Origin of the sequence: Nocardia sp. XZ_19_231 (assembly GCF_015355705.1) — a bacterium.
Lineage (GTDB): Bacteria > Actinomycetota > Actinomycetes > Mycobacteriales > Mycobacteriaceae > Nocardia > Nocardia salmonicida.
This window is the reverse complement of sequence record NZ_JACUZI010000001.1, coordinates 1,220,595-1,242,142: the sequence shown is the minus strand read 5'-3', so window position 1 is coordinate 1,242,142 and position 21,548 is coordinate 1,220,595. Positions and strand designations below refer to the sequence as shown.

The window sequence follows — 21,548 nt, the reverse complement described above, 5'->3', positions numbered from 1 at the left end:
CCACACTCCGAGGTCGGCGTTGCGACACCGCCGCTCACCGAAGGGCAACAGTGGTCGTTGACCCGCACCGACACCGGCGGATATCGCGTGTGGGATAAGCGGCGAGAGGTGATCTGGCACTTCGCACCGGAACCGGGACACGACGGTCTCGAAGCGCGACATGGCAACTACGCGATCTCGGCCATCACCGACCGGCACCACAACCGCCTTCGTTTCCACTACGACGCCGATGGGGTACCGGTCGAGGTCACACACTCGGGCGGATATCGGGTCCGCATCGACTCGGACCGTACGCGGATCACCGGACTCTCGCTGATCTCGGACGATCCCGATATGGGCGAGTTCGCCACGCCGGTACTGGAATTCACCTACGCCGACGCGGATCTGATCGCCGTCACCGACGCCGTGGGAGCAACGACCCGCTACACCTACGACGGCGAACATCGGATGACGTCGTGGACCGACTCCAACGGCAATCAGATGGTCAATTCCTACGACGAGTTCGGTCGAGTCGCCTTCCAGCGCGGAACCGCGGGAATGCTGAACTGCGACTACCTCTATCGGCTACTTCCTGACGGCGCCGGCCGCCTCACCGCCGTCACCGATTCGCTCGGCGCCACCACCTCCCACGGTTTCGACCGCGAACTGCAACTGCGCGATCTCGTGGACCCCGTCGGCGGCCATACCCACATCGATTACAACGCCGACCGCAGGCCACTGACCATTACCGGACCGGATGGAGCAACCACCCAGTACCGATACAACGGCGCGGGCGACCCGACGACAATCATTCGACCCGACGGATACTCCACCGAGATCGACTATCTCTGGCGCAACCGTCCCACCACGATCACCTCCCCCGACGGTTCGATCTCGCGCCAGGAATGGTCGGCCACCGGCGACCTCACTGCCATCGTCGGCGCCACCGACGACGATCGCACCGAATTCACCTACCACCCGAATGGCGCGCTGGCCACCGTTGTCGAGCCCAACGGCGCCCGAACTACCATCGAGGTGGACGCCGCCGGTCTCGTCGCCCAAGTCACCGAACCGGACGGCGCGGTAACCCACTTCCGACGCGACGCCGCCGGCCGACCTACCCAGATCACCGATTCCCTCGGTGCGGTGACCCGCTACGACTGGACTCCCACCGGAAATCTGCTCCGCAGAACAGATCCCGACGGCCACGACGAAACGTGGACCTATGACGGCGAAGGAAACACGCTCACACACACCGACCGCGTCGGTGGCCTCACCCGATTCTCCTACGGGACTTTCGATCTCCTGCACTCCCGCATCGATCCCGACGGCTCGATCACCCGGTACACCTGGGACACCGAACGCCGCCTGATCGCCGTTCACAACCCGATCGGCCAACGCTGGACCTACGAATACGACAGCGCCGGAAGACTTGTCGCGGAAAGCGACTACAACGAGGCGACTACCCGATACGCCCTCGACCGTGCCGGACGACTCGCAGCGATCACTCCCGCCACCGGCACGACTCGCCATTTCCGCCACGACCTTCTCGGCCGCGTCAACGAGATCACCACCGACGACGGCTGGATCCGCTACACCCACGATCCCGCGGGACGTGTCCTGTCCGCCGTCAACGGTGTCGGTGCGACGACCACCCATGCACTCGAATTCGCCTACGACGCAGCGGGGAGTCTCGCCTCGCAGCGACTCGACGACCAACCGCCGATGCTGTTCGAACACGATGACCGCGGTCACCGGATCCGCCGAACCACGCCCTCGGGCGCGGTGTCGAGGTGGCATCACGATTTCGTCGGTCGCATGGACCGTCTCAGTGCCGACGGCCACGACATCACCTTCGGCTACGACCCCCTGGGGCGCCTCACCAGCTGGCGGATCGGCGAACTGGCGATAACCCGCGGACACTCCGGCCTCGGCCAGTTGGCCGACCAGGAGGTTACCGCGTTTCCGGCGCAAGCGGTTTCGCTCGATTCGGGCTCGACCACCAGGCCCGCACCGCACCGGCTCCGCCGCGACGAATTCACCTATCGCCCGGACGGCTACCTCACCACCCACACCATCGCCCGTGCACAGACCGACCTCGTCCACCGCGACTACAGCCTCGACGCGGTCGGCCGAATCACCACTGTGTCCACCGACGGCGCCCCCACCGAACGCTATGCCTACGACGCACTCAGCAATATCGTCAGCTCGTCCACTCCTTCGGCCGGGACTTCGCAGGCGTCCGCGCCGCGTACCCCACCTGCCGACGACGACCGTCGCGAATATCGCGACAATCTCCTCGTCCGCGACGGCCGGACGCGCTTCCACTACGACCCCGCCGGACGCCTGATTCGCAAGACCACCGTCCGGCTTTCTCGCAAACCCGACGTCTGGCACTACCGATACAACGCTTTCGACCAGCTCACCGACGTCTGGACCCCTGACCATCAGTGGTGGCACTACACCTACGACGCCCTCGGCCGCCGCACCACGAAACAGCAGCTGACGAACGGCGGTGCCGTCCTCGAACGCGTCGACTACGTGTGGGACGGTCTACATCTCATCGAGCAGGCCACCCGCGACGCCACCACTCGCTGGCAATACCAGCCCGGTTCGCACGCCCCACTCACGCAGTCGACCGACGGGGCCGCGATCGACCGCGAGTTCTACGCGATCATCACCGACCTGGTCGGCGCCCCGACCGAACTGATCGATCCCGGTACCGCTCACCCCGCGGCCACCGCGGGCGCCGACCTCTGGGGCCGAACCACCTGGCACGGAAAGGCAAGCTCACCGCTGCGCTTTCCCGGACAGATCCACGACCCCGAAACCGGGTTGCACTACAACATGTTCCGGTACTACAACCCGGACACCGGCCAGTACCTCACAGCGGACCCACTCGGTCTGTCCCCAGCACCCAATCCCTACGCCTACACCACCAACCCGCTCAGGTTCATCGACCCACTCGGGCTCACACCGACCGCGTGCGAACGGTTCGAGAATTTCCGTAGACAGGTCACACCCGACGAGCTCTCCAACGCGCCTGCCCCTTACGAGGGCGGCCGACCTGGGCATGCCTGGGATAAACACATGGTCAGCCGCGAGGTTCAGGCATCCATCCTCAACAACCCGGATCGGATCTTCAGCGGGACCTACCACGGAACGAACCATATAACCGGCGAGTCCTATACCCGCCAGGTCGACATCTACTTCCGGGCGGGCCAGAACGATACGACGAACAACTTGGGCTCGGTGGTGATCACGGAAGCCGGTAACAAGCGCTCGGTCGTCACGGCCTATGGTTTGATCGACAAAACCCCGGGTCACCGGAAGCGAGCCGTCGACGCGAACAAGACTTGGGCGCATAACCCGGAATTCGTCGAGATTCGCCGCCGCGGCGATGACATCGACGAAGTGGTATTTCCCGACCGGGCGAGCTGGGAAGGAAACAACTGGCAGTGACGACCGACAGTGGCCAAGAGCACGATTCACCCTCCGGCGGAGCCGACTCGACTATCGACCTCCTCGCTGCTTCCTTTGCCGTGCATCTCGGCCAGCAGGTCACCATCGTCGACTCCAGCGGGATGACACCGGATGGGTTCTCGTGCTTCATCCGAAGCCCTGCGCCCACTGGGCCGACGCTCCAGGTGGCATGGGAGGGAGTTCTCGGGATGAAGTTCATCGACGGACGGCCCGACGTCAGCGTGTCGCTGTTCCTGTTCAGCCGGGGCCGGCGTCTGCGACTCGACGATCATCATCCCGGCAGCTATCTGGAAATCGTCTACGAGGGCCCACTCGACGGCTCGGGAAGTTGGCGTGACCTGGGCTGGCTGCACGACGGTTTCGGCGAGTTCGAAGCATACGACCGTTACGGCGAATAGGTACGCGCCCCGATCGCCACGCAGAAAAGGGGCGGGCCCTTGATGGGCCCGCCCTTTAGCTCAGAAGGCTCGGCAGGAGCGGATGTCGGTGGCGAGGATGGCCTTGGCGCCGAGGTCGGCGAGTTGGTCCATCAGTTCGTTGCCCTGCTTGCGGGGGACGAGCGCACGCACGGCGACCCAGTCGGGGTCGGTGAGGGGCGAAACGGTCGGCGACTCGAGGCCGGGGGTGATCGCGACGGCCTGGTCGAACAGCGACTTGGGGCAGTCGTAGTCGAGCATCAGGTACTGCTGGGCGAAGACGACGCCCTGGATGCGGTTGATGAGCTGATTGCGGGCGCGGTCGTCACGGTCGGAACCGGTGCGTTCGATCAGGACGCCCTCGGAGTCGCACAGGGACTCTCCGAACGCGATCAGGTTGTGCTGACGCAGGGTGCGGCCGGAGCCGACCACGTCGGCGATGGCATCGGCGACGCCGAGCTGGATCGAGATCTCGACCGCGCCGTCGAGGCGGATCACCTCGGCCTCGATGCCGAAGCGGGCGAGGTCGGCGCGCACCAGGTTCGGGTAGGAGGTGGCGATGCGCTTGCCCGCCAGATCCTCGACCTTCCAGTCCTCGCCGGCCGGGGCCGCGTAGCGGAAGCTGGAGCGGCCGAAACCGAGCGAGAGCCGCTCGCTGACCGGGGAGCCGGAGTCCAGGGCCAGGTCGCGACCGGTGATGCCGAGGTCGAGCTCGCCGGAGCCGACGTAGATGGCGATGTCCTTGGGACGCAAAAAGAAGAATTCGACCTGGTTCGTGAGGTCGAGGACGGTGAGATCACGGGAATCGGTCCGCTTGCGGTATCCGGCCTCGCTCAGGATGGAGGTGGCGGATTCCGAGAGCGAGCCTTTGTTGGGAACGGCGACGCGCAACATGGGATGGGGTCCTTTCGGGGAAGTGAGAAACGTGTCGATCGGGACGGATCAGCCGTCACAGATGTCGGTACACGTCCTCGAGCTTCAGCCCACGACCCAGCATCATCACCTGGAGCCAGTACAGCAGCTGGGAGATCTCCTCGGCGAGCGCATCGTCACTCTCGTGCTCGGCGGCCAGCCAGATCTCGCCTGCCTCCTCCAGGACCTTCTTGCCCTGGAAATGAACGCCTGCGTCCAGCGCGGCCACGGTGCCTGACCCCTCGGGACGGGTCTGGGCACGCTCGGTCAGCTCGGCGAACAGGGATTCGAAGTTCTTCACGAGTAGAGATTGTTTCATACCCGACCCAGCGGTTTTCCCGGCGCACCGCGAGGTGCGGCACGCCGGGAAACGATCACACCGGTTCGGCGAGCAGTTCGCGCAGGTCGGCGACAGCGGTGCGCAGGTGGTCGGCGAAGGCGTACATCTGGTCGGCCACCGACTTCGGCGTGGCCAGGTAGATGTTCCACCGATCCGGCAGCAGCACGTAGGCGATGCCGATGCAGCGCGGACTGGTCGAGCCGAAGCCGAAGTAGCGGATGTACTTCGACGGCGCCGAGCTGGTCGAGAGGTAGTCGTCGCGCATGACCGTCCAGCCGGGGCTGTCGAACAGCGCGATCCGCTCATCGGCGACACCGAGCTGTTCGCCGCGACGACGCTGGATCCACTCCAGTTCCCACAGGTGCTGCTCGGGCGCCTGCCCGGCCTGGCATTCCTTCGCCCGCGCGACGTGGGCGGACGCGGCGGTGCGCGCCGCGGCCAGCTTGGTCTCGGTGTCGGCCTCCGCGGACACCATCGCCTCGACGAACGACACCATCTCCGGGGTCACCACGCGCATGGCCTCGGTGCGACCGTTGCGGAACTGCCGGGTGGCGATGGATTCGTAGGTCGCGCCGGTCAGGCCCTTGCTGCGCCGGTGGGCGAGCTGGTAGCTGAGCTGAGCGAAGGCATCGGGTGAGATGCCCAGCTTCTTGGCCTCGCCGGTGCCGAAGTCGTCGAACGACACCAGCGAGGTGGCCGTGTCGGCGACGAAGCGGGCGAAGTCGGCGCCCGCCGCGGCGATGTCGGCGCGGGCGGCCGAGTCGAGCACGAACTCGATCGGTTCCACCGAGGGCAGCCCCTGCGATTGCGCCCCGCTGGTCGCCGCGTGGTCCTGGGTGGTCCGCTCGAGCAGCGCGTCGACGAACGACAGCACGGTGGTGCCGTCGAGCCCGCAGTGCTCGATATTGATGCCTGCCTGACCGTCGGCGAAGACGATGAACGACACCGACTTGTCGAAGTAGCGGTTGCCACTGTCGCCGTGCAGCAGCTGATCGCTGGCGTGCAGTTCGTCGCGGGGCGCGAAGTCCTCCAGGCACACCGCGAACAACGCCGTCTCCACCGCGTCGAACGCCACGACATTGGCGGGCTCGGTGCGCAGCACTTCCCGGCTCCGTGCCCATGCCGCACGGGCTTTCGTGGTGAGATGCCCGACCGAGGTGTCGGTCGCGGCGGGCTTGGTGCCGCCCTTGATCACCGCGCGCAGCCCGTCGACCACGTCGTCGAACGCGTACGGCGCACCGTCGGGTCCGATGACGTCCATCCGGAAGATGTTGCCGCGGTAGAAGACCGCGATATGGCGCGCGTCCGAGGGACCCGGCCGTTCCGGGCTGTAGGGCTTGCGGACGCTGTCCTGGATCTCGCCCGGAATCCGGGTCTCGGAGAACAGGTACTTGTTCTGCCACATCGACAGCGCCTGCCCGCGCTGGGTCACCGGCGCGATCTTCTCCGCGTCCAGCGCCAGCTTGTAATCGACAGCCGCGCCGATGATCGCGGCTGCCCGCTCGGTCTGCCCGGCGACGGTCGACGCCGCGAGGGGAGTGTCGTCACGGAACAGGAACATGAAGTTGGCGTTGACCGCGATCCGGTCCCGACGGCCCAGATACCGTGACGGCCAGAATTCGTCGAGCCAGCTGCCGACGCCGGGGGTGGCGTCGTATTCGGCCAGCGCGGCATGCAGGGCGCGCCCCGCCCCACCGGGGCGCAGCAGCTCGGCTACCGCGCCCTCGGTGGTGGCGTATTCCTCGGCGCCGAGCAATGGCTGACACCACTGCAGGAACCGCGCGCAACTGTCATCCAGTGTCGGCAGCGGTACCCGGGGCAGCGTGTCTTCGGCGGCGAACGTGGGTTGGTTCAATCCAAGTCCTCAGGTCTCGATGGGATGCGGGCGGGACAGGAACAGGTTGGCGTAGAGCCAGCCTTCGGCTTCGTGGTCGGTGGTGTCGATTCCCTTGGCCGCCAACGCATCCAGCACCTGTTCGCGTTCCTGTGCCGAGGCGAACCTCCGCTGCTGGAACATACCGGGACGCTGCTCGCTGCGATAGCCGAGCGCGGCCAGTTCCTCGGCGATGGGACCGAAATCGAACATCCGCAACACGAAATGTGCCATCCACGGCCGCTTGCGCGGATCGGCTTGGGCGACCCTGGACAGGGTTTTCTCGGTGATGTAGCCGACGCATCCGGTGGAGATCACCAGATCGGCCGAGGCCAGCACACGCCGCTGCGCCTCGGTGGGCTCGGTGGCCTCGAGGTCGGCGTGCACGTAATCGTGCAGGAGTCCGGCGGCGTGGGCGTAGGTCAGCGCCGGGCGTGCGGCGTCCATCCCGATGAAGCGTACGTCGGGCATGAGATCACCGCGCAACCGCTCCCGGTCCGCCGCGATCAGTCCGATCTTGTCGGTGTCGGCGTGATCGCGGTAGTGCCCGGCCAATTCTTCGACGGTGGTGTCGCTGCGCAGCAGTGCCGCGTTCACCCCGTAGGAGCACCCGAGGTCGAGGACGGTCGGAATCCGATCCGGCCGTGCGGTCCGCAGCTGACGCAGCTGTTCGGCGAAGTGCGGCTTTGCCAGTTCCGGGATCCGGTAGTCCAGATCATTCATCCGCTCGAAATATGCTCGCGGATCTGGACTTTCGTAGATGTCGTCGAAGGATGCTTTGCCGGTGGTGTGCAACGGAACGGACATGGGCGGTTCCTCTCAGTCGAGCAGTCGGTCACCTCGGACGGCGTCGGCCGCGGCGGCCACATGGTCGGGCAGGACACGGCCGAACAACTGCCTGGTGCGTTCGACCGTGCCGATCACCCCTGGTCGGTCCGTGTAGGCGAAAATCGCCGAGTGTCGTTGTCCCGCACCGGCTACCTCGGTAACTCGATGCAGGGAGAAGCGGCCCTTGAACAGCTGCAGGTCGCCGGGGCGCAGTTCCAGCGACCGGATGAGCCGCGCGCCGTCACCGGTGAGCACGGCGCGCACATCGTCGAGATGCTCGGCGTGCGGGTCGCGGATATTGGGGCAGTACTCGAACACGCCGCCGGCTTCGGGCTTGCGGGTGAGCATGCTGACGGTGAATTCGTTGGTGTCGAAATGCCACGGATGCGACATCCCCGGCTCGACCACGTTCAGGCACAAACCGGCCAGCGGGTCGGCGAATTCGTGCAGATCGTCGAGTTCGAAGCAGTCGGCGACGAACCGCTGGAACACCGGATCGGTGTAGAGACGCTGGATCAGCGCCTCGGCGGGGATCCGGTCGCGGGCCACGAAGGCATTGCCGCGGTCGAGCACGATCCGCGCCGGATGGTCGGCGGGCAGGTCGGCGTCGAGGGGGATGTTGTAGGCGTTGACCCGCTCTACTTTGTAGTGGGCGTGCGGTGCGATCGCCTCCCCCTCGGTGCGCAGCGTCTCGAGCAGCTGCGGCCGGATGAACTCACGCAGGACCGTGCAGCCGTCCTCGGCCAGCTCGGCACGGGCCGCCTCGATGGCCGCCTGCCTGCCCGAACCACCGAGATCGGTGAGTGGATACCGTGCGATGTCGACGATTTCGTCAAGCCCCCGCGTGCCCGTCATGTACTCAGTTTGCGGGAATATTCGGGCGCGCGCCCGTGGTTTCGACAAATCGGGCATATCCCGGGAAGATCACAATCGTGCGAATTCAACTGTGCGGCAACAGTTTTCGCAGATTCCACCTAGGTTTCGGTCTTATCACGGTAGGCTATTACGCCCTATCACGGTGAGCCCTCATCATTTTCAGACGCGGGCGTCGAGCGCGGCGCGCAGATCCGCTACCGACAGGCCGACCAGCGACTCCCGAAACACCCGCCCCGGCGCCTCGGGAACCGCGATCTCGCACGGAATCACGATCAGACCGCAGCCCGCGCCCTGCGCGGCGAGCGAACCGGTCGGCGAATCCTCGATCGCGACACAGTCACTCGGGTCGACCCCCAGCAGTTCCGCGGCGCGGCGGTAGATGGCCGGATCGGGCTTGCCGTGCGCCACCTCGTCGCCGCAGACGGAGGTGTCGAAGTAGTCGCGGCCGAGGGTGTCGAGACCGTATTCGGTGAGCGAGCGCTTGGTGTTGGTGACCAGCGCGCACCGCATCCCCGCCTCGCGCACCATCGCCAGCGCGTCCTTGGCGCCGGGACGCCACGGGATCGGGCCGAGCATCAACTCGGTGACCCGGCGCTCGAGGAACTCCCCCGCCTCGACGATCGTCTCCGGCGTCGGCACCACACCGATACCGTCGAAGAGCATGCGCAGCGCGTTCGGGCCGGAGGCGCCGATCAGGGCGTGGCGGACCTCGTCGGTCAGCTCGCGGCCGTGCTCGCGGGCCAGTTCACGAACCGCTATGTCCCACAGCTTCTCCGAATCGAGCAGCGTGCCGTCCATGTCCCACAGCACCGCGGCCGGTCGCGCGCTCACCTGTTCACTCGCCTCGTTCTCATCACATATCACCCGGTGACCGGCAGTCGCCGAGCCCCGTTCAGCGTAACGGGTTCGCCTCAGACGCCCGATCCGGCGATCTGCAGGTTGCCCGCGTCGCCTGCGACCTGGATCCAGCGGTTCTCCGAGGTCACGGAGCCATTGGCGAGCTGGTAGGTGAGGGTGACGACCGCGCGGTTGGGCCCACTGGGGGTGATCGAGCCGACACTCACCGACCGCACCGACGACCAGAACGACGAGTACTGCCCGAACCCGCCGGTCTGCGCCTGGTACCCGGGAGCGAGCTGCGCCCACGCTCCGCCGATATTGCCGGGCAGCATGCCGTAGTACCCGGCGATGAACTGGTTGATCCGCTCCGGGGTCGGCGGGCCGACCGGCGTGGTGGTGACGGACGTGCTGGTCGGTTTCGGGGTGGTGGGGGTGGGCTTGGCCGAGATGCTGGTCGGGGTCGCACCGGTGGTCGTCGCACCGCCCGGCACGGCCGCGGGCGGGGCCGACACGGTGATCGTTTCCTGCTCTGGCACGATGACGACGGTGCTCACCTTGCCGTCGACCATCGTCGTCACGGTGACCGGCGATGCCGGGGCCTGTGCCTGCTGATCGGGCTCGCCGCCCCGGTCGCGGGTGACCACCAGCACGACGAGCATGACCGTGAAGGCAGCGACGGCCGCCGCCAACAGCAACACGGCGCGACTGTTGTTCGCGCGGTCGGTGCGCGACGGTGGGATGGGGAACGCCGGATGCAGGCCGGAACCGTCCGTCGGCCCAGCTGCCGCTCGGGCTCGCAGCTGCGCCTCGGCACCGGCGCGTTCGACACCGTCCCCGTTGGAGGGCGCGGCGTCGCGCGGCCGTACGAGGCCGGGATCGCCTGCCGCCGCCTGGCCGACCGCGTCTACCCGGCCGCCCCCGTTTGCCTGGCCTGCCGCCGCCGGACCGACGGCGCCGGACGCCGACTGCGCGACCCGCCCCGACCCCTGCTGCGGGCCCTCGCCAGCCTCTGTCGAATTTCGTCCCGAGATGGCCGAGCGCGCCGCCTTGGCCATGGCGCGCCCACCGCCGAACAACGCGGCCGCACCCGACTTCGCCGCCGCTCCCCCGTTCGCGGGGGCGCCGGGCTGCGGGATCAGGGTCGTCGTCGCCTCTCCCACCGGCAGGATCTTCGTCGCGGAGGCTGGCAGTGCCGGAACCCGGCCCGCGGCAACGTCTTCCAGCGCGATGCGGGCCTGCGCCATCGTCGGCCGGTCATCGGCGGACGCGGTCAGCAGCCACATCAGGACCGGCGCGAGCGGACCCGCGTTCTTCGGTTCGGGCACCACACCGCGCGCGACGGCGTGCAGCACGGCGAGCGGGTTGTCGCCCTCGCCGAACGGCGGCGCGCCTTCGGAGGCCGCGTACAGCGTCGAGCCGAGGGCGAACACATCGGCGGCGGGCTTCGGGCTGTCACCGCGCGCGATCTCGGGCGCCAGGTACGCGGGGGTGCCCGCGAGGAACCCGGTGGCGGTGACGGTGACGTCCCCGGTCGCGTGCGAGATCCCGAAGTCGGTGAGCTTGACCGTGCCGTCGTCGCCGACGAGCAAGTTGGCCGGTTTCACGTCGCGGTGCATGATCCCGGCGTCGTGTGCCGCCGATAGCGCCGCGGCGGCCTGGGCGCCGATCCCCGCCACCTCGATCGGGGGCAGCGTCACTCCGCCTGCCAGCTTCGCCGCCAGGCTCGGCGCGTTCATGTACTCCATGACCAGCCACGGCTGGCCGTCCTCTTCGGCGACGTCGAAGACGGTGATGGCGTTCGGGTGGTGCAGGCGGGCCGCGATCCGGCCCTCTCGCATCGCACGCAGTTTGCCTTCCAGCGCCTGCGTACCGGTGAGACCGGGCGCGAGCAGGACCTGCTTCACCGCGACGGTGCGCCGCAGCCGGACGTCGGTGGCGCGCCACACGACCCCCATCGCACCCGTGCCGATCGGGTCGGTGAGTCGATAGCGTCCCGCGATCAACCGATCCGATGTCATATCTGTGCCCCTCCTGCTTGCCGCTGAGTCGTCTCGCCCTCCGCGCCACAGCGGGATGAAACTTTTCGAAGATTCTACGTGCTGAACTGCTTCGATCCTGTTGCGAGACAGCCCGGCCCGTGGACCCGGCGCCCCATCGTGACCATACTCACAAGCGCCACAACGACAATCGGATCGGCCCGCGGGACCGATCCGATCTGCCGACGCCTCTTTCTCGTGCCTGCAGTGTGTCAGGCGTTGAAGTATTTCGCCTCCGGATGCAGCAGTACGAACGCGTCCGTCGACTGCTCGGGATGCAATTGCAGCTCCTCCGACAGCGTCACCCCGACCCGGCCCGCGTCGAGCAGGTCGACCAGCTTGGCACGATCTTCCAGGTCAGGGCAGGCACCGTAACCGAAGGAGTAGCGCGCCCCCCGGTAACCGAGCTTGAAGTAGTCCTGCACATCGGCGGGATCCTCGGCCGCCACAGACTTGCCGTCGACGGTCAGTTCCTCGCGCACCCGGCGATGCCAGTACTCGGCCAGCGCCTCGGTGAGCTGCACACCGACACCGTGCACCTCGAGGTAGTCGCGGTAGTTGTCGGCGGCGAACAGCGCGTTCGCGAAGTCGGCGATCGGCTGACCCATCGTGACCAGCTGGAACGGCAACACATCGACCTGTCCGGTCGCACGGGCCTTCTCCCGCGAACGGATGAAGTCCGAGATGCACAGGAACCGGTCGCGCTGCTGACGCGGGAAGGTGAACCGATACCGTTCCGGCGCATCAGGATTCGGCTCGGTCAACACGATGACCTCGTCGCCCTCGGACACCGCGGGGAAGTACCCGTAGACCAGAGCCGCGTGCTGGAGCACTCCCTCGGTGGCGAGTCGCTCGAGCCAGGCACGCAACCGCGGACGACCCTCGGTCTCCACCAGGTCCTCATAGGTCGGCCCTTCGCCGGCCTTCTGACCACGCAGACCCCACTGGCCAAGGAACAGCGCCCGCTCGTCGAGCAGACCCGAATACTCCGCCAGCGGCAGACCTTTCACCACCCGTGTGCCCCAGAACGGCGGCGTCGGCACCGGCAGGTCCGCGGCGACGTCGGAACGCTCGGGCACCACGATCGGCACCTCGGCGGCCTTGCGCTCGGCGGCGATCCGCTTGGACCGTTCGTGGCGGGCTTTACGCTCGGCGGCCTTCTCCTTGGCCGCGATGGCGGCGGGGCTGTCGGGATCGAGGCCACCGCCGCGCTTGACGGTCATGATCTCGTCCATCAACCGCAGGCCCTCGAACGCGTCGCGGGCGTAGTACACGTCGCCGTCATAGACCTCGGTCAGGTCGTTCTCCACGTAGGAACGGGTCAGCGCCGCACCACCGAGCAGCACCGGGAACTGTTCGGCGACGCCCTTGGTGTTGAGTTCGCCGAGGTTCTCCTTCATCACCACCGTCGACTTCACCAGCAGCCCGGACATGCCGATCACGTCGGCCTTCTTGTCCTGGGCGGCATCGAGGATGGTCGCGATCGGCTGCTTGATGCCCAGGTTCACGACCTCGTAGCCGTTGTTGGACAAGATGATGTCGACCAGGTTCTTGCCGATGTCGTGGACATCGCCCTTCACCGTGGCCAGCACGATGCGGCCCTTGCCTGCGTCGTCGGTGGCTTCCATGTGCGGTTCCAGATGCGCGACAGCGGTTTTCATCACCTCGGCCGACTGCAGCACGAACGGCAACTGCATCTGCCCTGACCCGAACAGCTCACCGACGGTCTTCATGCCAGAGAGCAGGGTTTCGTTGATGATCTGCAGCGGCGGCACCGTCTGCATCGCCTCGTCGAGATCGTCGCCGAGACCGTTGCGTTCACCGTCGACAATGCGCCGTTCGAGGCGCTCGAACAGCGGCAGCAGCGCCATCTCCTCCGCGCGCGAAGCCCGCGACGACGCCGTCGAGACGCCCTCGAACAGCGCCATCAGCGTCTGCAGCGGGTCGTAGTCCTCCGTGCGGCGGTCATAGATCAGGTCGAGGGCGACCTGCTGGTGCTCCTCGGGGATCCGGCTCATCGGCAGGATCTTCGAGGCGTGCACGATCGCCGAGTCCAGACCCGCCTGCACGCATTCGTGCATGAACACCGAGTTCAGCACCTGCCGGGCGGCCGGGTTCAGACCGAAGGAAATATTCGACAGACCCAGGGTGGTCTGCACCTGCGGGCGGCGGCGCTTGAGCTCGCGGATGGCCTTGATCGTCTCCTCACCATCCTTGCGCGACTCCTCCTGCCCGGTGCCGAGGGTGAAGGTCAGGGTGTCGATGATGATGTCGGACTCGGCCAGGCCCCAGTTGCCGGTGATGTCGTCGATGAGCCGCTCGGCGATCGCGACCTTGTGATCGGCGGTGCGCGCCTGACCCTCTTCGTCGATGGTCAACGCGACCACAGCGGCACCGTGCTCGGAGACCAGCCGCATGATCTGCTGGAACCGCGAATCCGGGCCCGCGCCGTCCTCGTAGTTCACCGAGTTCACCGCGCACCGACCGCCCAGATGCTGCAGACCGGCCTGCAACACCGGCACTTCGGTGGAGTCGAGCATGATCGGCAACGTCGAGGCGGTCGCCAGCCGCGAGGCCAGCTCGTTCATGTCCTCGGCACCGTCACGGCCCACGTAGTCGACGCACAGGTCGAGCATGTGCGCGCCGTCGCGGGTCTGGTCCTTGGCGATCTCGAGGCAGCGCTGCCAGTCGGCGGCCAGCATCGCGTCACGGAAAGCCTTGGAGCCGTTGGCATTGGTGCGCTCACCGATCATCATGATCGACGCGTCCTGCTCGAACGGGACAGCGGTGTACATGCTCGACACGGCAGGCTCGTGCTCGGGGTGGCGGCGATCGGTGATCGGGGGCAGCGTCTTCTCGACCTCGCGCACCGCCTCGGCGACCTGACGGATGTGCTCGGGGGTGGTGCCACAGCAACCACCGACCAGCGACAGCCCGAACTCGGAGACGAACCCGCTCAGCGCGACGGCGAGCTCTTCGGGGTCGAGTGGGTACTCGGCGCCGTTGGCACCGAGCACCGGCAGACCCGCGTTCGGCATCACCGACACCGGGATGTTGGCGTGCCGCGACAGGTGCCGCAGGTGCTCGCTCATCTCCGCGGGCCCGGTCGCGCAGTTCAGACCGATCATGTCGATACCGAGGGGTTCCAGCGCGGTCAGCGCCGCGCCGATCTCACTGCCGACCAGCATGGTGCCGGTGGTCTCCACGGTGACGTGGGTGATGATCGGGATCCGGCGACCGGCGGCGATCATCGCCCGGCGGCTGCCGGTGATCGCGGCCTTGACCTGCAGCAGGTCCTGGCAGGTCTCGATGAGGATGGCGTCGGCGCCGCCGTCGAGCATGCCGAGCGCCGCTTCGGTGTAGGCATCACGCAGCGACACGAACGGCGCGTGACCCAGGGTCGGCAGCTTGGTTCCCGGGCCCATCGAGCCCAGGACATAACGCGGAGTACCGTCGGCCGAGGGGCCCATCTCGTCGGCGACATCGCGGGCGATGCGGGTGCCGCGCTCGGACAGGTCACGAATCCGGTCCTGGATGTCGTAGTCGGCGAGGTTGGGCAGATTGCAGCCGAAGGTGTTGGTCTCCACCGCGTCCGCGCCTGCGGCGAAGTAGGCACGGTGGATCTCGGCGAGCACATCCGGGCGGGTGTCGTTGAGGATCTCGTTGCAACCCTCGAGGCCACGGAAGTCGTCGAGCGACAGATCCGCGGCCTGCAACATCGTGCCCATCGCGCCGTCACCGATGACGACACGCCGCCGCAGCGTGTCGAGGAGCGTGGTATCGAACCCGGTGGGCAAGGACGCAGACATGATTCAAGACTAGAGGGCGCCTCCGACGAACAAGACCACTGTGGGTGAATCGAGTGGCCTGCGCCACTGTCCGCGGCGGAAACACGCAACAGCGTCGGTCACCGCAAAACAATTCGAACGAGACACTAGGCTGACCGGGTGGATGCCAGTGAGACCCCCGAGACGGAACTGCCGACGTTGCGCAATCCCGTCATGGTTGCCGCCTTCGAGGGCTGGAACGACGCCGGCGATGCCGCCAGTGGCGCCATCGAGCATCTGGAGTTGATCTGGGATGCCGAGCCGCTGGCCGAGCTCGATTCCGAGGACTACTACGACTACCAGGTGAACCGGCCGACGGTCCGCCAGGTCGACGGCGTGACCAGGGAGATCCAGTGGCCCTCGACGATGCTGTCGGTGTGTTCCCCGCCCGGTAGCGACCGTGACGTGGTGCTGCTGCGTGGCATCGAACCGAATATGAAATGGCGCAGTTTCTGCGACGATCTGCTCGAATTCATCGAGCAACTGGGTGTGGAGACCGTGGTCATCCTCGGCGCGCTGCTGGCCGATACCCCGCATACCCGGCCGGTGCCGGTGACCGGTTCGGCCTACAGTCCCGAGGCCGCCGAGCGGTTCAGTCTGGAACAGACCAGGTACGAGGGCCCGACCGGGATCACCGGTGTGTTGCAGGACCAGTGCGTGAAGGCCGGTGTGCCCGCGGTGTCGTTCTGGGCCGCGGTCCCGCACTACGTGTCGCAACCGCCGAACCCGAAGGCGACCATCGCGCTGCTGCACCGGGTCGAAGACGTCCTCGATATCGAGGTCCCGCTCGGCGAGCTGCCGAAACAGGCCGAGGAGTGGGAAGTCGCGGTCAACGAGATGACCCTCGGCGACGAGGAGATCAGCGAGTACGTGCGCTCGCTCGAGGAGCGCGGCGACGCGGCGATCGACCTCAACGAGACCATGTCCAAGATCGACGGCGACGCCATCGCGGCGGAATTCGAGAAATACCTGCGCAGGCGCGGTCCGGGCAGCTTCGGCCTCTAGTCCTCGTATGGTCGGCCGAACCGAGGCCGCTGCCCGAATGGCCTACCTACCACCGGAATCGGCGGTCGAATACCCTCACGGCATCGAAATCCTCATTCCGGGCGGGCATTTCACCCTGATACCGCCTCGACGACGGCGCGGCGAGGCACCCGGCTCAGAGCGGCGGCACTCCCCGATCGACATCGACTGCGATATCGATCGGGTGCACGCCGCGACGGCTGCGCGGCGGATCGCCGAGGTGTCGGGACTGCCTGCCGGGTATCTCGGCAGGCCTGCCCAACCGCTACCGAGATGGCGGATCGGTGCATGCGTCGGATCCCATGGCTAACGCTCCAGGGTCAGTACCTGAGCGGCCGCCTCGTGCGCCAGCTTCGCGATCAGCAGGTCACGCGGAATCGTCTGGCCGGCAAGGTGATCGAGTGACGGCACCACCACGTGGTGGGCGTCGGCCCGCTTCAGCTCCTGGGTGAGTTCGGCGAACGCCGCACCGTCACCCGCGGGTGCTTCGTGGAACGTCGCGGCGAAACACATGCCCGCGGTGCGCGCGAGGCTGCGTAGCGCATCCTCCAATTGGTCGCTCTGGCCATCGGCCAAATCGTCCCGCAAGTATCCATAGATCAACGCTTCCACCCGAACCTCCGTTGGATTGGGATCGCTGTTCTGTTGTCGGACCTGTTGTTTACCGGTCCCCCCGCGTCGCGCGGTGCGCCACGCGGGGGTACTGCGTTGCCCTGCAAGCTCTCCTGCAAAGCGGGAACCCGGTTGTCGTGCCGAGCACCTGCTTACATCATGAACAGTCGCGGCCCCCGGCAGCAGATGTCAATACGATGACATCTACATGCCCTATCCGGGACGCCGAACGTTAACTGGTGGAATACTACCGCCGTGACCGCAACTGATGATCGACCCGTATGGGCTGTTCGGATGCGCTCGGAACGTGACGCGAGGGGGTGGTCGCAAGGCGATGCAGTTCGCGCGATGCGGGCCAAGTCCTCCCACAACCTGCCGACGGACAGTACCTTGCTGCGCAACTGGCGCCGCTGGGAATCCGGGGAATCGCGACCTGACGAGTTCTACGCGCCGATCATCGCGGCCGCGTTCGACACCGTCCCCGCCGCCTTCTTCCCGAAGTCCCGTCCCAACCGCGATGACGAGCTGTTATCGGCAACCGGTATGGACACTTTGGAGTTCATCGGACGACTCAGGATGTCCGACGTCAACAGCGCCACACTGGACGCGGTGCGGATCACCGCCGAACGGTTGTGCTGCGAATACGCCTATGCCGACCCACATGCGCTGCACACCGAGGGGACCGCGTGGCTGCGCCGGATCACCTCGCTGCTCGACGGCAGACTGACGCTGAGCCAGCATCGAGAGATCCTCGTGCTGGCAGGCTGGGTGGCGTTGCTGGTCGGTTGCGTCGACTACGACCTCGGCCGCAGAGGCGGTGCCGAAGCCACGCGCCGGGCCGCCGATTCCCTCGGTCGGGAAGCGGGCAATCCGGAGATCGTCGGGTGGGCCGCGGAGATGTCGGCGTGGTTCGCGTTGACACAGGGCAACTTTCGTGGCGCGATCGATGTCTCGGAGAAGGCGATGGCCGGTACCACGTCGTCGAGTGTCGGGGTGCAGTTGGCCGCGCAGCGCGCCAAGGGCTGGGCTCGACTCGGTGACCGTCGCGCGATGCAGACCGCGCTCGACGAGGGCAAGGCGATTCTGTCGCGGATGGGTCACCCGGCCGATCTGGACAACCACTTCGTCGTCGACGCCACCAAATTCGACTTCTACGCGATGGACTGCTGCCGGGTGGCCGGCCAAGATCGACTGGCCGAGCGCTACGCCCGGCAGGTGATCAGCGATTCGACCCGACCGGACGGTTCGGTCCGCAATCCCATGCGGGTCTCCGAGGCGCGGCTGACCCTGGCTGTCGTCGCGGTGCGCGACCGCGATCTCGAGCGCGCGGTCGAAGAGGGCGTCGCGGCGTTCTCCGCGGGACGCAAGTCGCTGCCGTCGCTGGCGTGGATCGCGGGCGAGGCGGCCAGGGAGATCATCGAACGCTACCCAGGAGATCCGCGCACCCAAACGTTCCTCGAGCAGCTGCGATCGCTCAATGTCGGATGAGTTCGCCCGGCGATGCCACGCCGATCGGGGACGGGTCCGGCGGAGCACGGGAAGGCCACCACTAACCTGTCTACGGTGACCGACTCCGCCGACGGCCTGCCCAGCGCCGTACCCGCCCTGTGGGACGAACGTCTGCGGTTGTTCTCGTTCGCGACCGCCGAGAAGCGCGCCGACTACCTGCGGGTGCTGCGCGCCTTCGACAGCGCTCGTGCCGCCTACGTGGTGTTGTTGCACGCCGACGACGTCGCGGAGTGGATTTCCCGGGTCGAGGCGGGTGGCCGGGTCGAGGCGGCCGCGGGTGTCCCACTGCCCGCGGTCGAGATCGGCCCGCTGCTCGAGCAGTTGCATCGCTGGGGTGTGCTCGAACGCAGCTACGACGGCACCCGGGCGGCGACGCTGGCCGAGTACCGCAACCGGCACTACGTCTATCAGTTCGCGCAGGCCGGTTTCCAGGCCTACCGGGCGGTGGCCGGGGTGCTCGCGGCCCGCATGGAGGACGCGGCGCTGTCGCGGCTCGTGCTCCCCGAGTTGCTCGCCGACCTGCGCACGCTCGCCGCCGCCAACCGCGACGGCGATGCCGAGCGGGTCTACACCACCCTGCGCAGGCTCGACGCCGCGCTCACCGACATGGCCGCGCGGGCCGCGCATTTCTACCTGTCGCTGGGCGATCTGGTGCGCACGACCGAGATCACCCCGGAATCCTTTCTCGCGCACAAGGACGCGTTGCTGGCGCACATGCGGGAGTTCAGCATGGATCTGGCCCGGTTCGCGCCGCGGCTGGCGGCGGCGATCGGCGAGGTCGAGGAGACCGGGGTCGAGCAACTGATCGGTCGCGCGGCCGGGTGTGACGAGCGGGTGTTGTTGAGCTTCGCCGAGCGCGAAGCGGATTGGCGTTCACGGTGGGACGGTTTGCGCACCTGGTTCGTCGCCGCGGGCACCGAGTCGTCGGAAACGTGTGAGGCCGACCGGCTGCGCGAGGCGACGATGAGCGCGATCGCGGCAGTGCTGTCGCTGTTGCGGCGGGTCACCGAGACCCGCCGTGGCGGCATCAGTCGGGAATCGGCGTTGCGGCACCTGGCCGAATGGTTCGTCGCCACTCCCACCGCGGGCGGTGCGCACGCGCTCTACGACGCGGTGTTCGGGCTCGGCAAGCCGCGTCATCTGTCGCTGGAACATCCCGATGCGGAGCTGATCCCGACCAGCCGTTCCTGGTGGGAAGCACCGCCGTTGGAGATCTCGCGAACCCTCGCCGAGACCGGGCGCGCACCCACCGCGGGCGCCCCCGCCCGGATCGCGCGCAACGACGCGGGCGTGCGGCGGTTGCGCGAGGCCCAACTGGCGGCGCAGCGGGACCGGGCCGCGGCCGCCGCCTCACTGTCGAAGGGCAATGTGCACGAGCGGGTCCTGGATCAGCGCGAGACGGAGGTGCTGTTGCGCCTGCTCGACGCGGCTTCCACCGCCTGGGTGCCGGTGAGCGGAAATGTCGACGGCACAACAGGTTCCGACAACGGTGTGACATTGACGGTGCGGCCGTGCGACGGGTCGACGGTGATCCGCACCGCGGTGGGGCTGCTGCATCTGAACAATCGCCGCCTCGAGGTGCGCAGCGGTTCGGCGCGACGGGGAGTCGCGCGATGAAGCGGCAACGGATCGACGCGCTGGCACTGGACAGCTATCAGCGGGCGGCGCGGGTGATGCTGGCCAATCACCTGGTCACCCGCGTTTACCCCGACCGGATCGCGTTGCCGTTGATCCGTCGCTGGGCGACCGAGCTCCGCGAGGACTTGGCCGATTTGTTCGGCTACCGACTGGAAGTCACCGAGACCACGGCCCGGCTCTACCCGGTCCACGATCGACTCGACGACGCCCGGCCCGCCCGCAGCGTCAACGATCGCGTCTTCGACCGTCGCCGCTATGCCTACCTGTCGTTGGCGCTGGCCGCCCTCGGCCGGGCAGGCGACCAGATCACCCTCTCGGAATTGGCCGAGCACGTCGCCGATTACGCGAGCCGGATCGAGGGCCTCGACCTGTCGACCGAGCGGGCCGCCGATCGCGATGCCTTCGTCGACGCCGTCGGCTGGCTCGGCGCGCGTGGCGCGCTGACGTTGGCCGACGGCGACGCGGGGGGCTGGGCCAGCGACCCGGAGGCGGGCGAGGCGCTCTACGACATCGACCGACCGGTGGTGTTCGCCCTGTTCCGGCCGCCGCGCGCACTCCAACACCTGCACAGCGTGCGCGGTTTGCTGGCCGACGACGCCGACCAGGCATCGCCCGATCAGGCCCGCCGGGTTCGCCGGGCACTGGTCGAGCGCCCGGTCGTCTATCTCGACGAACTGTCGGACGCCGAGCGCGCGCTGCTGGGCCAGGACCGTCTGGTCGGCGAGGTCGAATACTGCACCGGCCTGCGGGCCGAACGCCGGGCCGAGGGCGTGGCGTTGATCGACACCTCGGGTCGGCTGTCCGATACCCGCTTCCCCGGCACCGGCACCCTGGCGCAGGTGGCACTGCTGCTGATCGGTGAGATCGCCGACGTGGTTCTCGATATCGACAACCCGGTCGCCCGGCGTCCCGGCGCGCTCACTCCCGATGACGCGTTGCTCGAGCAACTCGATGCGTCCATTCCCACCGCGGGCGTGTTCGCCCCACTCGCCGACGACATCGAAATAACGACTGCCGCAACAGATTTCGACGGCGATGAGACCAACTCCCCCGAACCGGTCACCTATCCGTTCCTGGACGACACCTGGGTGCGCGCCACGGTCATCGCGCTCACCGACCGCTACGGCGCGACCTTCGCCGCGCAATGGCAGGCCGATGTCGGCGGGCTCACCACCGAGGTGCTCGCGCTGCTCGCCAAGCTGCGGCTGATCCGGCCGGTCGACGACGGGCTGCTGGTCTTGCCCGCGCTGGCCAGATATCGGGGCGCGGTGGTCACCGTGCGAGTGCGCAAGGCCGAGGAATTGTTCGTCACCGCCGCCGATACCGACGGCAGCACCGGAGAGGCAGGGGTCTGAG

15 protein-coding genes and 1 pseudogene are annotated in these 21,548 nt (G+C 67.4%); 6 read left to right on the top strand and 10 right to left on the bottom strand.

The genetic code is table 11. From position 1 onward, the window contains the following. Positions 1 to 9: 9 nt before the first annotated feature. Positions 10 to 162 (bottom strand): annotated as a pseudogene (locus IBJ82_RS35295) (hypothetical protein); the annotation flags it as partial. Positions 163 to 333: 171 nt separating this feature from the next. Here IBJ82_RS35295 and IBJ82_RS35290 point away from each other — a divergent pair. Both IBJ82_RS35290 and IBJ82_RS05570 read left to right on the top strand, forming a co-directional pair. Next, positions 334 to 3,441 (top strand): RHS repeat-associated core domain-containing protein, encoded by a 3,108-nt coding sequence (locus tag IBJ82_RS35290; protein WP_370585205.1) that lies wholly within the window; start codon positions 334 to 336, stop codon positions 3,439 to 3,441. After that, a complete protein-coding gene (locus IBJ82_RS05570; RefSeq protein WP_194824798.1) occupies positions 3,438 to 3,860 on the top strand; it encodes a hypothetical protein in 423 nt (140 codons plus the stop codon). The genes IBJ82_RS35290 and IBJ82_RS05570 overlap by 4 nt, the downstream gene beginning before the upstream one ends. A gap of 60 nt (positions 3,861 to 3,920) precedes the next feature. On the opposite strand, the gene hisG is transcribed toward IBJ82_RS05570, so the two are convergent. The 8 genes from hisG to metH all read right to left on the bottom strand — a co-directional run bounded on the left by hisG (position 3,921) and on the right by metH (position 15,392). Beyond that, the gene (gene hisG, locus IBJ82_RS05565; RefSeq protein ID WP_194824797.1) at positions 3,921 to 4,772 is read right to left on the bottom strand and encodes an ATP phosphoribosyltransferase; all 852 of its coding nucleotides are present in this window, start codon (positions 4,770 to 4,772) and stop codon (positions 3,921 to 3,923) included. Between the two features lie 55 nt (positions 4,773 to 4,827). Beyond that, on the bottom strand, positions 4,828 to 5,109 hold the full coding sequence (locus tag IBJ82_RS05560) for a phosphoribosyl-ATP diphosphatase (RefSeq protein ID WP_194824796.1): 282 nt from the start codon (positions 5,107 to 5,109) through the stop codon (positions 4,828 to 4,830). A gap of 55 nt (positions 5,110 to 5,164) precedes the next feature. After that, positions 5,165 to 6,985 carry a choline/carnitine O-acyltransferase gene (locus tag IBJ82_RS05555; RefSeq protein ID WP_194824795.1) on the bottom strand — a complete coding sequence of 607 codons (1,821 nt, stop codon included), beginning with the start codon at positions 6,983 to 6,985 and terminating at the stop codon, positions 5,165 to 5,167. Between the two features lie 9 nt (positions 6,986 to 6,994). Then, the gene (locus IBJ82_RS05550) at positions 6,995 to 7,810 is read right to left on the bottom strand and encodes a class I SAM-dependent methyltransferase (protein WP_194824794.1); all 816 of its coding nucleotides are present in this window, start codon (positions 7,808 to 7,810) and stop codon (positions 6,995 to 6,997) included. A 12-nt stretch (positions 7,811 to 7,822) separates the two neighbouring features. Next, the gene (locus IBJ82_RS05545; protein ID WP_194824793.1) at positions 7,823 to 8,686 is read right to left on the bottom strand and encodes an arpA protein; all 864 of its coding nucleotides are present in this window, start codon (positions 8,684 to 8,686) and stop codon (positions 7,823 to 7,825) included. A 180-nt stretch (positions 8,687 to 8,866) separates the two neighbouring features. Continuing rightward, positions 8,867 to 9,538 carry an HAD family hydrolase gene (locus tag IBJ82_RS05540; RefSeq protein ID WP_370585158.1) on the bottom strand — a complete coding sequence of 224 codons (672 nt, stop codon included), beginning with the start codon at positions 9,536 to 9,538 and terminating at the stop codon, positions 8,867 to 8,869. Between the two features lie 80 nt (positions 9,539 to 9,618). Continuing rightward, positions 9,619 to 11,565: a serine/threonine-protein kinase gene (locus IBJ82_RS05535; protein WP_194824792.1), complete on the bottom strand. Its 1,947-nt coding sequence runs from the start codon at positions 11,563 to 11,565 to the stop codon at positions 9,619 to 9,621. Positions 11,566 to 11,795: 230 nt separating this feature from the next. Further along, positions 11,796 to 15,392, bottom strand: a complete 3,597-nt coding sequence (gene metH, locus IBJ82_RS05530) for a methionine synthase (protein WP_194824791.1) — start codon at positions 15,390 to 15,392, stop codon at positions 11,796 to 11,798. A gap of 192 nt (positions 15,393 to 15,584) precedes the next feature. Between metH and IBJ82_RS05525 the strand changes: the two genes are divergently transcribed. Beyond that, entirely contained in the window at positions 15,585 to 16,415 is an 831-nt protein-coding gene (locus IBJ82_RS05525; protein ID WP_228536731.1) for a PAC2 family protein, read from the top strand. Between the two features lie 324 nt (positions 16,416 to 16,739). Here the strand turns inward: IBJ82_RS05525 and IBJ82_RS05520 are convergent, their stop codons facing one another. Beyond that, positions 16,740 to 17,045 (bottom strand): hypothetical protein, encoded by a 306-nt coding sequence (locus IBJ82_RS05520; protein ID WP_056809962.1) that lies wholly within the window; start codon positions 17,043 to 17,045, stop codon positions 16,740 to 16,742. Between the two features lie 348 nt (positions 17,046 to 17,393). Here IBJ82_RS05520 and IBJ82_RS05515 point away from each other — a divergent pair, with 348 nt between their 5' ends. The 3 genes from IBJ82_RS05515 to IBJ82_RS05505 all read left to right on the top strand — a co-directional run bounded on the left by IBJ82_RS05515 (position 17,394) and on the right by IBJ82_RS05505 (position 21,547). Then, entirely contained in the window at positions 17,394 to 18,533 is a 1,140-nt protein-coding gene (locus tag IBJ82_RS05515; RefSeq protein WP_194824789.1) for an XRE family transcriptional regulator, read from the top strand. Positions 18,534 to 18,665: 132 nt separating this feature from the next. Next, positions 18,666 to 20,171: a TIGR02677 family protein gene (locus IBJ82_RS05510; RefSeq protein ID WP_194825195.1), complete on the top strand. Its 1,506-nt coding sequence runs from the start codon at positions 18,666 to 18,668 to the stop codon at positions 20,169 to 20,171. Beyond that, positions 20,168 to 21,547 (top strand): DUF2398 family protein, encoded by a 1,380-nt coding sequence (locus IBJ82_RS05505; protein WP_194824788.1) that lies wholly within the window; start codon positions 20,168 to 20,170, stop codon positions 21,545 to 21,547. The genes IBJ82_RS05510 and IBJ82_RS05505 overlap by 4 nt, the downstream gene beginning before the upstream one ends. Position 21,548 lies beyond the last annotated feature (1 nt).

Coding starts and splice junctions, on each gene's coding strand:
- IBJ82_RS35290 (WP_370585205.1), top strand. CDS start 334: ATGGGCGAGTTCGCCACGCCGGTACTGGAATTCACCTACGCCGACGCG.
- hisG (WP_194824797.1), bottom strand. CDS start 4,772: ATGTTGCGCGTCGCCGTTCCCAACAAAGGCTCGCTCTCGGAATCCGCC.
- IBJ82_RS05560 (WP_194824796.1), bottom strand. CDS start 5,109: ATGAAACAATCTCTACTCGTGAAGAACTTCGAATCCCTGTTCGCCGAG.
- IBJ82_RS05550 (WP_194824794.1), bottom strand. CDS start 7,810: ATGTCCGTTCCGTTGCACACCACCGGCAAAGCATCCTTCGACGACATC.
- IBJ82_RS05545 (WP_194824793.1), bottom strand. CDS start 8,686: ATGACGGGCACGCGGGGGCTTGACGAAATCGTCGACATCGCACGGTAT.
- IBJ82_RS05535 (WP_194824792.1), bottom strand. CDS start 11,565: ATGACATCGGATCGGTTGATCGCGGGACGCTATCGACTCACCGACCCG.
- metH (WP_194824791.1), bottom strand. CDS start 15,392: ATGTCTGCGTCCTTGCCCACCGGGTTCGATACCACGCTCCTCGACACG.
- IBJ82_RS05525 (WP_228536731.1), top strand. CDS start 15,585: ATGGTTGCCGCCTTCGAGGGCTGGAACGACGCCGGCGATGCCGCCAGT.
- IBJ82_RS05515 (WP_194824789.1), top strand. CDS start 17,394: ATGCGGGCCAAGTCCTCCCACAACCTGCCGACGGACAGTACCTTGCTG.
- IBJ82_RS05505 (WP_194824788.1), top strand. CDS start 20,168: ATGAAGCGGCAACGGATCGACGCGCTGGCACTGGACAGCTATCAGCGG.